Annotated in this window: 12 protein-coding genes; 8 read left to right on the top strand and 4 right to left on the bottom strand. The window is 65.4% G+C overall.

The genetic code is table 11. From position 1 onward, the window contains the following. Positions 1-20 precede the first annotated feature (20 nt). The 6 genes from KZJ41_RS08050 (at position 21) to KZJ41_RS08025 (ending at position 7,567) form a co-directional block, all read left to right on the top strand. Positions 21-962: an SGNH/GDSL hydrolase family protein gene (locus KZJ41_RS08050; protein ID WP_232334096.1), complete on the top strand. Its 942-nt coding sequence runs from the start codon at positions 21-23 to the stop codon at positions 960-962. Beyond that, the gene (locus KZJ41_RS08045; protein WP_065922867.1) at positions 959-2,272 is read left to right on the top strand and encodes a Wzz/FepE/Etk N-terminal domain-containing protein; all 1,314 of its coding nucleotides are present in this window, start codon (positions 959-961) and stop codon (positions 2,270-2,272) included. The genes KZJ41_RS08050 and KZJ41_RS08045 overlap by 4 nt, the downstream gene beginning before the upstream one ends. 113 nt (positions 2,273-2,385) lie before the next feature. Further along, positions 2,386-3,546: a hypothetical protein gene (locus tag KZJ41_RS08040; RefSeq protein WP_251550427.1), complete on the top strand. Its 1,161-nt coding sequence runs from the start codon at positions 2,386-2,388 to the stop codon at positions 3,544-3,546. 100 nt (positions 3,547-3,646) lie between these two features. Further along, a complete protein-coding gene (locus tag KZJ41_RS08035) occupies positions 3,647-4,396 on the top strand; it encodes a hypothetical protein (RefSeq protein WP_050034794.1) in 750 nt (249 codons plus the stop codon). Then, positions 4,393-5,802, top strand: a complete 1,410-nt coding sequence (locus KZJ41_RS08030; RefSeq protein WP_065922869.1) for an O-antigen ligase — start codon at positions 4,393-4,395, stop codon at positions 5,800-5,802. The genes KZJ41_RS08035 and KZJ41_RS08030 overlap by 4 nt, the downstream gene beginning before the upstream one ends. Further along, positions 5,792-7,567 (top strand): DUF4082 domain-containing protein, encoded by a 1,776-nt coding sequence (locus KZJ41_RS08025; protein ID WP_251550425.1) that lies wholly within the window; start codon positions 5,792-5,794, stop codon positions 7,565-7,567. The genes KZJ41_RS08030 and KZJ41_RS08025 overlap by 11 nt, the downstream gene beginning before the upstream one ends. 17 nt (positions 7,568-7,584) lie before the next feature. Here KZJ41_RS08025 and KZJ41_RS08020 read toward each other — a convergent pair whose 3' ends face one another. Together KZJ41_RS08020 and KZJ41_RS08015 are read right to left on the bottom strand one after the other, a co-directional pair. Beyond that, positions 7,585-8,403, bottom strand: a complete 819-nt coding sequence (locus KZJ41_RS08020; protein WP_251550423.1) for a glycosyltransferase — start codon at positions 8,401-8,403, stop codon at positions 7,585-7,587. Positions 8,404-8,434: 31 nt separating this feature from the next. After that, positions 8,435-10,174, bottom strand: coding sequence for a WecB/TagA/CpsF family glycosyltransferase (locus KZJ41_RS08015; RefSeq protein ID WP_251550421.1), 1,740 nt, complete (start codon positions 10,172-10,174; stop codon positions 8,435-8,437). 544 nt (positions 10,175-10,718) lie between these two features. On the opposite strand from KZJ41_RS08015, the gene KZJ41_RS08010 reads away from it, so the two are divergent. Beyond that, positions 10,719-11,642: a GDP-L-fucose synthase gene (locus tag KZJ41_RS08010; RefSeq protein ID WP_072634652.1), complete on the top strand. Its 924-nt coding sequence runs from the start codon at positions 10,719-10,721 to the stop codon at positions 11,640-11,642. 10 nt (positions 11,643-11,652) lie between these two features. Here KZJ41_RS08010 and gmd read toward each other — a convergent pair whose 3' ends face one another. Both gmd and KZJ41_RS08000 read right to left on the bottom strand, forming a co-directional pair. Beyond that, entirely contained in the window at positions 11,653-12,690 is a 1,038-nt protein-coding gene (gene gmd, locus KZJ41_RS08005) for a GDP-mannose 4,6-dehydratase (protein WP_231771890.1), read from the bottom strand. Then, complete coding sequence (locus KZJ41_RS08000) at positions 12,690-13,946, bottom strand: glycosyltransferase family 4 protein (protein ID WP_231771891.1); 1,257 nt, start codon at positions 13,944-13,946, stop codon at positions 12,690-12,692. Before KZJ41_RS08000 ends, gmd begins: the two co-directional genes overlap by 1 nt. A gap of 134 nt (positions 13,947-14,080) precedes the next feature. Here KZJ41_RS08000 and KZJ41_RS07995 point away from each other — a divergent pair, with 134 nt between their 5' ends. After that, positions 14,081-14,743, top strand: a complete 663-nt coding sequence (locus tag KZJ41_RS07995; RefSeq protein ID WP_050034789.1) for a hypothetical protein — start codon at positions 14,081-14,083, stop codon at positions 14,741-14,743. Positions 14,744-14,885 lie beyond the last annotated feature (142 nt).

Raw genomic sequence — 14,885 nt, 5'->3', positions numbered from 1 at the left:
CGGCCGCGATGATGCCGGCCGTGGCGATCGCGGGCGGCGCGGTGTTCGTGTTCTATCGCCGACGGCGTGCTCGACGAGATCATCCTTCACCGCCGGCAGCCCCCCGCCGCCGGGCCCTCGAGATTCGAAGTACGGATTCGGAATCTCGCCGCGCAGATTTCCGGTACTCGCCGGGCCGGAGCCAGGGAGGGAAGGGCGCCACATCTCGACGCGCTCGGTGGGATCTGGCCGCAATGGTGTCGGCCCTGGCAATCGCGATCGGCCTGGTGTTCGTCTCCGGACCGATGTACACCGCAGATGCACCATCCACACGCCCGTCCCCGGAGATCAATCGCCTGAACGTTGCCGGCGACAGCCGGCCTTCCGCACTGTTCATCGGCGATTCGTACACCGGCGGGACCGGTCTTGCGGAAATGTCCTACGCCTGCACGACGGCAGTCCGGATGGGGTGGCTGTGCAACCTCGCGGCCGTGCCGGGAACGGGCTACATCAGCGGCGGGCCGGCCAACAGGTTCGTGGTCGACGAGTACATCGGTCGGTCGACGTCGTTCGCCGAACGCATCCCGCGCCTGGCCACCGTCTATGCACCCGACGTCGTGGTGCTCGACGGCGGACGAAACGATCTCTTTCCACCCACCGAGGACGTCTTCCGGGCAATGGTCGCGACCGTCGAAGACGTACGGCGCACCTGGCCCGCGGCCACGGTCGTCTTCGTCAGGCCCCGCCTCCTCGCCGACCCATCCGATGATCTGGGATTCGACGACGAATTCATGGCGCGCCTGGCGGCAGAACCCGCCGCCGAGGGTGTCCTGTTCGTCGATCCCATCGCGCCGTTGAGCGGGACGGACACCTCCGCGCTGCTGGCTGCGGATCGAAAGCACCCCAATCCCCTCGGTGTGCAAGCCATCGGTGCGGCGCTGACCGATTCGCTCGAAGCTCTCGGACCGGGCGTCCGATCATGAACGACACGGTTTCCGAGTACGGTCGCGTACTGCGTGAGCGGTGGCGCTGGATCGTATGGGGAGTTCTGCTGACGCTGGCTGCAACGACGCTGTTCCTGCTGCTGCGTCCGCCGCTGTACCGGTCCGAGGCCGCCGTGTTCGTCCGCACGCCCGGTGATGTCAGCCGCGTTCTCGACGGGGGCGACTCCTACGCGCAGGGCCGCGCCCGAACCTATGCCGCACTGGCGAACAGCCGCGACGTGGCAGCTCGGGTGATCGCCGATCTCGGTCTCGGCCTCACGCCCGAGGTGCTGTCCGCGCGAGTGGAGGCCGTCAATCCACCGGGCACGGCACTCATCGAGTTCGAGTTCCGTGCTCCTTCGGCCGAAGAGTCCGAACAGATGGCGACCGTCTTCCTCTCCGAACTCGCGGCCACAGTGCGCACTCTGGAGTCGGTTCCCGGATCGCTCGTCCCACGCGCCGAGTTGATCGTCGTCGATACCCCGGGGCCGACAGCTCGTGTCGTCGCCATGCGTGCCACGATCCCGGTCGTCTTGTCCGGCGCGGTGCTGATCGGGGCGCTCCTCGGCTCCGCGGGGGCCGTGCTGCGTTTCCTCTTCGATCACTCGATCCGCGACCCCCGCGATGCTGCACGGATTTCCGGGCGGCCGGTTCTCGGTTCGATCGGCGGGGAACCGACGGAGCAGTTCACGGTGGAGGAGCGCGGGATCCTGTACCGTCTGCTCGCGGCCGTCGACCGGTCGGAACGCGGCGCGTTCACGGTGACCGGCGCCGGTCCCGGATCCACGGTCTCCGCGGTGTCCGTCTTCCTCGCCACGGCGCTCGCCATGCGCAGCGATTCGGTGGTACTGGTCGATCTCGACTTCCGCTCCGCCGAACTGACGGAAGCGCTGTCGGATCGCCACGCGTCCGGGGTTGCCGACGTCCTGCGCGGAGAGACGACACCGGCTGAAGCGGCGAGAGAAGTCTCGCTGCGAACCACCCACAGCAGTTTCATCGGAGTAGGCACCGCAGCGGGGGCCATCGATGATCGGATGCTCACAGCCCCACTGCGGGAGATGGTCTACGCCCTCCGCACGTCGTACACATGGGTGGTACTCACGTGCCCCTCGCTGCCGGCAGCAGTAGAGATCGGGGCCGAGTCGGATGTGGTCGTGCTCGCGGTGGGAAAGAATGTGACGACAGAGGAGCAGCTACGTCAGGCCTCGGCGTTGCTGCCGAGGGACGCGGTCGTGGTCTTCGACATGGACACCCACTGGAGTCCCGGCCGAAGTTCTGAGCGCGACAGGAAGACCGAGGCGGCAGAGTGAGACTGGACGGGTTCCTTGCCGAGCTGAAGCTGTACCGGAAGACGTTTCTCGTCGTCACCGTTGTGGTGTTCGTCGCAGGTCTCGCCTGGCTTCTCCTGGCCCCGGACAGGTACGTGTCGACCACCAAGCTGATGGTGTCGATCGAGGGATCGACGACCGCCGCCGCATACCAGAACGACGAGGTGGTCGCAGGACGGGTCAACTCCTATGTCGTCCTGCTGACCAGCGACGTCGTGACCCAGCTCGTTGTGGATGAACTCGGCCTGCCGGAGACGGCCCGAGAAGTGTCCGGCAAGGTGAGCGCAACGGTCGTGCCGCCGAGAACGTCGATCATCGACATCACGGTGACGGACCGATATCCGGATCGTGCTCGGCTCATCGCCGACGCGCTCGCGCGCGAGTTCGTCGGGTATGTCGAAGCACTGGAAACACCGACCGGCGACGACGGTCAGAAGGTGAACACGCGGATCGCCTCTTCCGCGTCCGAGCCGCAGCAGGCGTGGGTCGAGCGGGCAGGTCCTGCTGCCGCCATCGTGCTCGCCGCACCATTGCTGGGCGCCGTCGCGGTGTGGATCCGATCCCGAACCGACCCCATAGTGCGAACCGCCGACCGCGCCGTCACCGTGTCGGGAGTTCCGGTGCTCGGACGCGTGGACGGGGTGGATTCCGCAACCGACAGTGATATGGACGGGTATCGCCGGCTGCGGCTGCGGCTGCGCCCCGACCCTCGTGCCGAGCCTGGTGATCGGGCACAGGTCTGGGTCGTGACGTCGGCTGCAGGAGAGGCCGACACAGCGACGCTGGCGTCGAACCTGGGGCGTGTCACGGCATCGAGCGGCGATCGGACGCTCGTCGTCCATACCGACGAGCGAGGGAGCCGGGCGGAAGCCGGGACACGGGGACCGGCCTGGACCGAACCGGCGCAACGCGACGGCGCACCCGACCTGACCGATTCCACGCCCGGACTCACCGGCTACCCCTCCGACCCGACGACCATCGCGACCGACGCGACCGATCCGACTGTCACGATCGACCGTCTGCGACCGGACTACGCGCAGGTCATCGTGGCCGCGCCCGCCGTCCTGTCGACGTGTACGGCCTCGATTGCGGGCGAACAGGCCGACGGCATCCTCCTCGCGGCCGTATTGGACGTGACGCGACGGCGGGATTTGAGTCGCGCCGTCGAGTCCCTTCGCTCTGTCGGCGCGCCTGTGACCGGCGTGGTGCTGTCGGATGGGGCAGAAAGGTCACAATGGACGGGTTTCAGTCGGTAGGGTTGAACTGCTCGGGTCGGCGAGTCTGCGGGTCGTCGAGCACGGTTCGTCCTCGGCAGGTAGCTCACGTCGGTTCATCCGATGATGAGGGGGCATTGACATGGATCTGTTCGATGTCGTGCGGTCGTGCTTCCGCCGCTGGTATGTCGTACTTCCACTTCTGGCGATCACCGCGTGGTACAGCTACGGCGTCTACAGCTCCGTGAAACCGGTCTACTACGCAAGCGCGGTCATCGGCTTGGCTCCGCCGAGTGTCCGGCAGGACACGCCCTCGACTGGCGGCGAGATCCGGCGGAACGGTCTGCTGGATGTCGGTGGAGCGTCACTGCTGGCGAATCTGACCGCACTCGGGCTGAGGGAACCGTCCGTGGTGGACCGGGTCGTGGCGGCCGGTGGCCTGTCCGATTACGGCGCGAAGGCATTCCCGACCCCATCTCCCAACCCGCAGCTGCCGCTGGTGTTCGTCGAGGAGACGGCGTCGGATCCTGCCGACGTGACGAAGACCTTGGAGCTTGTTGCCGCACAGGCCGAAGTGACGCTGCGGACCCTGCAGCAGCAAGCTCGGGTACCCGAGGATCAGATGGTCACGTCCTTCGTCGTGACACCGCCCGGCGTCCCGACGGCCGCGATGCCCACCCGCACACGCTCGACCGTCGCGATCCTTGCCACCGGGGTCGGACTATCGATCCTGTTCACCGTGTTGGTCGACGTTTCGCTGACGCGGCTGAAATCACGCAGGCAGACAGCCCAACCTCCGTCGCCGGCAGGTCCGCGCCCCGGCAGATCCTCGTACAACCCCGACGGCGAAGGCGGACGTATGCCTGCCGACGGTGCCGTGGATGCCCGATGAAGACTACGGTCTTCGTTGCGCGCCGACGGCCGGGCGATCACTTCGACGGTGCGGTCCGCGGTGCCGAACAGCGAGAACGCACCCCGTGGTTTCTCGCCTTCCTGTGTCTCCTGATCCCCTGCCTACCGGCCTTCGCCACCCTGCCCGGCCCGCTCAAGAGCAACGGTTCACCTGCGCGGATGGCCGCGGTCATGCTGTTCGGCCTCGTCGTCCTCGGATTCCTGACGGTCCGACGCACCACAACTCACCCCACGGTGAACCCTGGGGTGGTCGTCATGCTTCTGTTCTTCCTGCTGCTGACCCTGGTCTACGGAATCGGGTTGCTCCGTACGGGCGATGCCCTGGTAGAAGCCAACAAGACCCGGGCGATCATCACCCTGGTCGCAAATGTGGGGGTGGCCCTCTATGTTCTCGTGAGAATCGAGAGCACACGGCAGCGGACCATCATCCTCGGCTGCCTCACCGTAGGTCTGGCATTCGCGTGTTCGGTCGGACTACTCCAGAGTCTGACCTCGATCGATCTGCGATTCCTGTTCATGCCCCCGGGCTTCGTCGTGAACCTCGATCCCGAGTACCTGCAGTTCACCGAGCGGAGAGGCGCCGTGCGTGTTGTCGGTACCTCCGAGCACGCGATCGAATTCTCCGTTCTGGCTGCAGTGACCGTGCCGATGACCATCCACTTTGCGCGTTACGCCACGCGCCGGAGCGCCCGCTGGGCTGCGGTCGCCACGTGCGGTGTGGCGTTGGTGTCCATGCCCGCCGCCATCTCCCGCACCGGCGTGCTCACTCTGCTCGCGTGCCTGCTCGTCTACATGTTCGCGTTCCAGGTTCGGCAGCTGGTCCTGGCCGCCGTCGCCGGGGCGGCCGCGATCATGGGCTATGCCGTCGCCTTCCCGGAGACACTGGATGCGCTGTGGCGGACGATCACGGGTTCGGAGCAGGATGACAGTATCCTGACGCGGACAGCCGACTATGCCGCAGTGTCGCAGACCTTTCGCGAGAATCCTGTCTTCGGGGTCGGCCTCGGTGGAGCTCCTCCCAGCGCGTATCAATTGCTGGACAACGAGTGGCTACGGACGATCGTGCAGGGCGGTGTTGTAGGACTCGCCGCGATGATTCTGCTGACGGGAGGAGCAATCTTCGGCATCTCGGCGGGATTGCGCCGCGCCACCTCACCCCGGGAACGCGATCAGGCCTACATGATGGGATCAGTGCTGGTGGGCATCCTGGTCTCCAGCACTACCTTCGACCTGTTCTTCTACCAGCAGGCAACCTTCGTCTTCTTCATCGTGTTCGGCCTGCTGTGGTCCACCTTCAGCGTTTCGGTGCCGGAAATCGACTCACCCGACCGATACGACGCAGAACGCGACATTTCCTCGCCACAGGCTGACGACAGTGCTCGATAAGCGCCCGACAGCACGTTCCCTCGTCGCCCCGCTGCTCGTGGCGGTGATGGTGCTTACCGGATCATGCACGCAAGGCTCCCCCGACACGGCCGAACGTCCCGGCTCGCCGGCAGGAAGCCTGTGGTCCGACGAAACCGTCCCGGCCGTCTCCGGCGATCCCGCCGCGCGGCCGATCGAAGTCGGCACCGAGTTCACGACGACGAGCGATGGAGTCGTCACCGCCGCGCGGTTCTATCAGGGACCGGAGGACACAGGGGCGGTCACCGCCACCTTGTGGTCGTCCGACGGCACCGCCTTGGGTACCGTCCCGATCACCACCGGCCCGAGCGGCTGGCGGAACGTACCGTTCGACGAACCGATTCCGATACAAGCGCACGGAAGCTACGTGATCTCCTACCGTGCTTCGAATGGGCACTATCCGACGGATCCGAACACCTTCGACCTGGGCGCAACCGTGAAGAGCGGATGGTTGACCGCGCGCGACGGACGGTTCACCTACGGCGAGGGAATCCCCGACCAGTCGGGAAACGGTGCCGCCTATTTCGTCGACGTCGTGTTCGAGCCGACGGGTCCGTCGCTGCGATCGGTCGACGGCGGTGAGGAGTACTACGACACCTTCGAGAATTCGCTGCCAACGTCGCCGGACTACTTCCCTCTCGCAGTATGGTTCGCGCGCGTGACCTCCCCTGAGGAGGCTGCCGTCGATCGGACCATCGGACTCAATACCTACGTCGAACTGACCGAAGACAGCGACGTGCGGGTGATTCGTGACAGCGGGATGTTCGCCCTTCCCAGCCGCCCGGACCCGCTAGCGTCCGGTCAACTGACCACAGACGAGGCGGACATGTGGGCGGGTGCCGGAGATGCGCCGTGGACGGGTCGGATGCCTGACGATCGACCGATCTGCGTACCCGAACAAGCTAAGTGCGGTTACACGGTGATGTATGCGTTCAGGAGCAAAGTACCTTCGGGCGTCATGACTTTCACGAACTACGGCAAGGGCGTCACCTTCTGGGAGCCCCGGGACGCAGCAGAGCGATTCGTCAACGACTTTCAGGATGTCGTATCCGCAGACAACTACTGGTTCACCGACGATACGATCTGTCAGGCCGACCAGGGCGGTGTCCTCACGAAGGACGGGCAGGCCGACCTCTCCCCCGCGGAGTGCCATCTGGCGGCCAATTATGGTGTGACAACACGATACGTCCGCTCCTTGGTCCAGCCGCGTGCGGCGATGCCGGTGTGGAACTTCGTGGAGGTGGGTCACCCCTTCGAGGAGGACACGGGCGGCACGATCACGGGCCCGCAGATTCGAGCCGCGGTCTGGAGCAGCATCATCAACGGCGCACGCGGCATCGTCTACTTCTCCCACAACTTCGGCGGGCCGTGCCTGTCGTACAACATCTTCCGGGATCGGTGCGGAGACGGCATCCGCGACGACGTCAGGGCAGTCAACGATCAGATCAATCGACTGGCCCCAGTTCTCAATGCACCGTTCGTCGACGGATTTGCCAGATCCGACAGACCCGTCGATCTGGCTGCCAAGTATCACGAGGGAAGTCTCTACGTGCTCGCGGGATCCACGCGGAACGAGGGCGGAGACGCCACGATCGCCCTTGCATGCGGGAATGCGGACCAGGTGGAGGTCTTGGACGAAGGGCGGAGCATACCCGTCACCGGTAACACATTCCGGGACACATTCGACGACGGCAACGCCGTTCATCTTTATCGGATCGACCGGACTGCCGACTGCGACCTCCAGTAGCACCCCTCATGAACCCCTCACCGAGGCTCTCGACTGCTTTCGTCGCGCTCCCACGGCACGTTCGGATGCAGTGCACCCCGCCGGGCCGCGAGCGCCACCGCGATGTACACCGCTGCATCCCCAGCCGATCCGGGTCCCCGGATCGACCGCAGCACCGCGCGAGCGGTGGCCGGGCCGGTGCGGCGCACGCGACTCCGGTCGACGACGCGCGCTTCGGTGCCGCCGCGATGACTGCGACGCAGAATTGCGAGCAGACTTCCGACATCAGTGGGAGTCGTGACCACGGCCGGTTCCGTACGCACCACGGATTTCTCATCGGCGTCGAACAGAGAGTCGACGAAAAGATCGTCCCCCGTAAGATCCGGGAAGGATCCGAACCTCGCATGCCCCTGTCTGCTCAGGCCGTACACACCGGCACCCCACAGTATGGGCTCTCGCTGCGGAATCCGCTGCCGGGCACGGTAGTAGCTGCGAACCAGTGGGTCGGAGCGGTCGAACGCGTAACGGAACTCGGGACGAGCGGCGAGCACGTCACCGCGGGCGAGTCGATCGAGGACGGCCAGTACCGCACCGGCCGAAATCCGGATGTCGGCGTCCAGGTACAGCCGGGGCCACATCGTGGCGATCCGGTCACCGGTATTCAGTGCCGCAGGTTTGGACCCCTCCCGCAACTCGACAACGTGCACGCCCGGGATACGTCGGGCCACCGCGGCGGTGTCGTCGGTACAGCCGTTGGGCACCACAATCAGCTCGATATACCCCTCGGTTGCAGCGTGGCCGAGCGGCAGGAGCGTCCGCTCGATCACCGCGGCTTCGTTGTACGCGGGAACGATCACTGCGCCGCGTCGGTGCGGTCCCGACAGTTGTTCAGCCATGTGAGGTCGCGTGCGGGAGATCTCGCCATTTCCTGCGGTTCAGCACAGCTGCGAGCGTACGTCGACGCTCCCGATCGTAGGAGCGCAGCGCTTCGGCCAATGCCACGGCTCCGCGGAAAAGCACCGCGTACGCGGCTCCGTGGTGTCGTTTCACGTATCGAATTCGGTTCACGGCCATGAGCCGTGCGAGAGCCGGCGATGTACCCGAGCCTCCCTGGCGGTGTTGCACCACCGCCGACGGCTCGAACCGAACCAAATGGCCGCTCTCGCGGATGCGACGGAAGTAGTCCGTCTCCTCGGAGTAGAGAAAGAACTCCTCGTTCCAGGGGCCTACCTCGTGCGCCACCGTGGTTCGAATGAGCAGTGCGGCTCCGGTTGCCCAGTCCACATCGTGAGCTTCGAGGTAATCTGCTGGACAGTAATCGATTTCGGAAAGCAAGGACGGCCTCTTACGAAGTCTGCGGCCGAGCAATGCGTCCCCGACCGCACGCGAGAGCGAGGGCTCGCGTCGAATCGAGTTGTAGACTGCGCCGTCTGCGTCGAGAATGAGCGGTACCACGGCCCCTATTCGGTCGTCGCCACGGAGCGATGTCATCAAGCGGGTCACCGCTCCAGGGGCCAACGACAGATCAGGATTGAGTATCAGCACGGCCTCGCACGGCTCCACGAACGGCATCGCCGCATTGATGCCACCGGCATAGCCGAGATTCCCCCCGGACTCGACCAACGTGATGTCGGTGTGCGAGCGCACCACATCGGTTGTGCCGTCGGACGACTGGTTGTCGACGACAACGACGCGGATCGACTGGTCGCGAGCAGCGATACGCAGGTCGTCGATCAGCCCGGGCAGATCGGACACACTGTTGTACGTCACCACCACCACGGCGACGGTAGCCCGCCGTCGGTGCCCGACGAATGCACCGCGCCCCACACTCCTGTCGGGATGCGCCATCGCCGCTTCGTGCTGGAGGGTCGGTTCTCGGCGCATCAACCGCAGCAATTCCGGCGGATCGTGCACGAGATAGCGACGGCTCAACCGTCGTGGCTCCAGCATCAGTCGCCACGTCCACTCGAAGCCGTGGTCCGCCATCCACCGCGGCGCCCGGCTCACGCGGCCGGCGAGGAAGTCCACCACGGCACCGAACGCGAGCAGCACCCGCGCTCCGGTGTCCGGGCCGAATCGCGCAATCCAATTCTCCTGCAGGGGCTTTCCCAGTCCCACGATCAGGATTTCCACCTCGGCCGAACGGATGTCGGCGGCGATTCCCGCCGACGTTCGGGAGTCGAGTATCTCGGATCGCGCCGGCGCCCAGGTGCCCGCGACCTGCAGGGCGGGAAGGCGCATCCTCAGCGTCTTGCGGAGTTGCTCGTGTGTCTCGGCGGTCCCGCCGAGAAACCCCACCCGCGTGCCGTGTTTCGCCGCGTACTCCAGAATCGGCCAGATCAGGTCACTGCCCGAAAGCTTCGGCCAAGGCCGACCGCTGAGTGCCTCGGCTTTCCGGACGAGCGGCACTCCGTCGAGCAGTGTGAGCCAGCGCAGCCCCCTGGACGGGTCTCCGATGGAAACCGCAGGTGGACGGTCCGTCCAGAAGCTGTCGCGTTCGAAGTGATGGAGATGGTCGAGGTTGGCCGATGCGACGGCGAGCGGGTCCGGTAGGCGGAGCGCATCGACGATGAGGGCCATCGCGAGCTCTCGATCGACCAGATCGATCGGAACGGCATCCACAACCATTCGAGGCCACGACGTCGGACATGGGTGCGCCGGACCGCGCAGGTCTCGCTGTCCGTGATCCCAACTCGTCCCACCCAACTCGCACCCCTCGAGGCGTCGTTGTTCCGTCGAATTTTACCCGAGCTGCATGCAGTTCGGGCCCGATACGTGCGTGCGCGGCCAGATCGGAGCACCCGACGACGCGGTGAGCTCGCCGGCACGTGCCGGCCGTGTCGCGTTCCGTCGGCTCAGTCGCAGTCCTGCCCTTGCACCGGGCACGCGCTGAGAATCTCCGCGCATCGACGAACGAGCAAGTGGTAACCTTCGAACCCGGTACCGGCTCCGGTTCGAGGTGATCGGTTGGAGGAAGTTGCGGTGCGTGCATGTGCCACCCTCTCCCGGACATCACCGGAGCGTTCGGGACCCCCACCGGAGGATCGAGGTGGCCGTGTCGGATACCGACCCTGCACGGGATAGCGTCGATGTCGATCGGTCCGATCGAGCCTCCTGCGTCGCAGGTCGTCATCCCGGGACGAACTCCTACCCCCTACCTCGAAGCACCCGGATCTACATCGCGGGTCACCGGGGACTGGTGGGATCGGCGCTGTGGCGCCACTTCGCAAAGCGCGGCTTCGAGAATCTGATCGGACGTAGTTCGGCCGAATTGGATCTGCGCGACGCCCGCGCTACCACGGAGTTCTTCGAGGCGACCCGCCCGCAGGTGGTGATCGCCGCAGCAGCACGGGTCGGCGGGATCGCAGCGAACGCTCGTCGACCCGCCGACTTCATCTCCGACAATGTGCGCATACAGGTGAACCTGCTGGACAGCGCCGTCGCGAGTGGCGTGAAGCGATTCCTCTTCCTGGGGTCGAGCTGCATCTACCCCAAGTTCGCAGAACAGCCGATTCGCGAAGAGGCACTCTTCACGGGTCCCTTGGAGGAGACGAACGAAAGCTACGCGGTCGCGAAGCTGGCCGGGATCGCGCACGTCACCGCCATCCGCCGCCAGCACGGCCTGCCCTACATCAGCGCGATGCCCACGAACCTCTACGGTCCGGGCGACAACTTCAGCCCGCACGACAGCCACGTCCTGCCCGCCATGATCCGTCGCCTCCATGACGCGGCCCGGGACAGCGCTCCGCATGCAACGTGCTGGGGCACGGGCCGGCCCCGGCGCGAGTTCATGTATGTCGACGACTTCGCGGATGCCTGCCACTTCCTGCTGGACCACTACGACGACTGCCGGCCGGTCAATGTGGGCACTGGTAGTGACGTAACGATCGCCGAGATCGCGCACCTTGTCGCCGACGTGGTCGGCTACCGCGGGGAGATTCGGTGGGATCCGTCGAAGCCGGACGGCACCCCGCGCAAGTTGCTCGACGTCCGACGCCTCACGGAACTCGGATGGACCGCGAAGACCCCGCTCGAGGAGGGCGTCCGGATGACATACGAGTGGTTCGTCGCGCATCAGGGAACCTGTCGCAGCTGATCCCACAGGGTCAGTGCGACGAGGTGCCCCACCCCGGCAGCTCGGGTCTGTCGATCCGGTGACCGCCTCGAGATTCGAGTGCCGCGAGGTCGGCGTCCACCATGATCTTCACGAGTTGGGGAGTGCGCACCCGAGGATTCCAGCCGAGGATCGCTCCGGCCTTCGCTGCGTCGCCGATCACCGAGTCGACCTCCGCGGGGCGAAGGTAGCGTTCGTCGAATCGCACGTACTTCTCCCAGTCGAGACCGGCGTGGTCGAACGCGAGGGCAAGGAATTCGCGCACGGAATAGCCTTCTCCCGTCGCCAGCACATAGTCGTCCGGGGTCTCGGCCTGCATCATCCGCCACATCCCCTCGACGTATTCGGGTGCGTAACCCCAGTCACGGACTGCGTCGACGTTGCCTATGTACAGATGCCGATCCAGGCCGGCCCGGATGCGAGCCACCGCACGGGTGATCTTTCGCGTGACGAAGGTTTCCCCCCGTCTGGGTGATTCGTGGTTGAACAGGATGCCGTTGACTGTGAAGAGACCATATGCCTCCCGGTAGTTGCGTGCCGTCCAGTAGGCGAACACCTTGGCGGTGCCGTACGGCGAGCGGGGATGGAACGGCGTCTCCTCATTCTGCGGCGGCGGCGATGCGCCGAACATCTCCGAACTCGACGCTTGGTAGAAGCGGCAGTCGAGTCCGATCTGGTGAATCGTCTCGAGCAGCCGAATTGTTCCGAGTGCTGTTGTTTCGGCGGTGTATTCCGGCTCGTCGAAACTCACGCGAACGTGTGACTGCGCCGCCAGGTGGTACACCTCGTCGGGACGAATCGCCGACAGCAGCGCCGTGAGCCGTGCCCCGTCGAGGAGTTCTCCGTAGTGCAGGAACAACCTCGCGCCGGGTACGTGAGAGTCCACGTACAGGTGTTCGATCCGGTGGGTGTTGAACGTCGAGGCACGGCGGATGACTCCGTGGACCTCGTAGCCCTTGTTCAGCAGCAACTCCGCGAGATAGGACCCGTCCTGTCCGGTTATGCCGGTCACGAGTGCGCGTTTGACCATCAGCGCGACCTCTGCCTGCGCGACTCGCGCACGAGATCCCCGATCCATTTCTCGTAGCGCTCCAGGGCCTCGTATGTGGACAAGGTTGTAGCGCAGTAGCGACGTCCCTGCTCTCCCATGTGTGCGGCGAGCGCCCCGTCCGTGCCCAATCGGACCGCCTCCCGGAGCAACAGGTCCGGTCGGTCGGCCGGGATACGGATACCGGCCCCTGATGCGGCGATCTCGGTCGCCGTGAATCCGTCCGCGTCGGTCGCCGCGAGGACAGGCTTGCCGGAGTTGAAATAGGACGTCAGCTTGCTGGGTACCGCCATCTGCGCGACGCCGGGTCGTTCGTTCACGAGAAGCACATCCGCAGCTCCGAGCGCTGAAGGAAAGTCCTCTTCTGTGACCGGCGGCAGGAACTGCAGTGTGGGGATTCCGGCGCCCGCAGCCTCCAGACGAACGCGCTGGTTGCCGTCACCGAGCAGGACGAACCGCACACGGCGGCCTTCGCGACTTGCCAGCCGGGCCGCCGCGACAACATTCTCCAAGCCCTGTTTGGTGCCCATGTTTCCAGCATGCAAGATCACCACCTCGTCGGAATCCCAGCCGTGTGCGGCACGGAATGCGGAGCTGGCCGCGGGATCCGGGGGTGCGACATGGTTCCAGTTCCGGATCGTGCGAATTCTTCTGCGGTCGACGCCGAGGTGCTCCTCGAGGATCTGCGCGAATCCGTCGTGGATTACCACAATGCCGTCCGCCGACCGAAGGAATGCAGATTCCACCGCCTGTGCCACGCAGGCGGACAAGCCCGACAGCGCCGCCGCCTCCACGACCCCACGGCTGTAGAGGTCGTGGACGATGACGCCGATTGCAGGTCGCCGCCACGACAGCCGTGCGCGCACCACGGACAGTCCTGCCGCCAGCAATGGTGGACTCACGCAGAGGACGACGTCGGGTCCGTTCCATCGCGCGAGCAGAAGCTGAAGCCCGAAGCTCATCTCCATCAACGCTCGACCGACTGCCGTAGCACCCCGCGGGACGTGGTGACCGAAGCGCCGAATCCGAACGCGATCCTCGATTTCGTCGGATCGGAACCGGAAACCTCCGTCCAGGCGCTTCCATTGCGGATAATGAGGGAATCCGGTCAGAACTTCGACTTCGTGCCCACGCGCGGCCAATCCGGACGCGAGAAGGGTCGTATAGGGCGCGATCCCGGTCGGCTCTGGGGCGAAGTTGATGCCCAGGATCGCGATACGAACCTTCGGTCCGGTCATGAGAACCGAGGGTAGTACGCGCGAACCACGCAAACGGCGCATCGAACCGGATCGAGATCGGCCCTGTCGTCGCACGGCGGTGATAGCATAGGCGTCTTGCGAACGTCGAGAGCCTGATCACCGGAGGGGGATCTGTGGCCGGCACCCAACTGCGACGCATACTCGTGGATTCTCCGACATCTCTGGGCGCCAGAACGAGGATGCGGCGTTGGCAGATGTTTCGTGAGGCATTCCCGGCGATCGAGAACATGCGGGTTCTGGATCTCGGCGGAACGATAGAGGCATGGCGCCGTGCCCCGGTCAGGCCCGAGCACGTTACGGTACTCAATCTCTTCGAGCCCGGTGAGTCCGACGACGGGTGGATCGTTCCCGTCCTCGGTGATGCGTGCGATGCGACCCGCGTCCTTGCACAGGCGGACGTCGACTCCCGCTTCGACATCGTGTTCTCGAATTCACTCATCGAGCACGTGGGCGGACATGCCCGCAGAGCGGAGCTGGCGCGACAGGTCCGGCGCCTCGCGCCGCACTATTGGATTCAGACGCCATATCGTTACTTCCCCCTCGAACCGCACTGGCTCTTTCCCGGAATGCAGTTTCTGCCTGCCGCTGCCCGGGTCGCCATTGCCGCACACTGGCCCTTGGTCCACACGAGGCCGGCGAACATCGACGAGGCGCGCAACGAGGTTCTGTGGACCGAACTGGTGAGCATCACAGAGATGCGCGACTACTTCCCCACGGCGACCATTCTGCGCGAACGGATACTGGGTGTCCCCAAATCGATCATCGCGGTGGGCTGACGGATGCCACTCCCGACACCCGATTCGACCCGAAATCCTGGGGTGCTTTCCGACAGAGCGCTCCGTCCGAGTCGAAGATTCGACGGCAAGGCCGGAGGTAGCATCGAAATGGAACAGGCCCCGATGGCGATCCCGAACACGA

It is taken from the genome of Rhodococcus sp. 11-3, assembly GCF_023704055.1.
Taxonomy (GTDB): Bacteria; Actinomycetota; Actinomycetes; order Mycobacteriales; family Mycobacteriaceae; genus Rhodococcus; species Rhodococcus aetherivorans.
The sequence above is the reverse complement of the archived record's forward strand: the minus strand, read 5'-3'. Positions and strand labels throughout refer to the sequence as shown.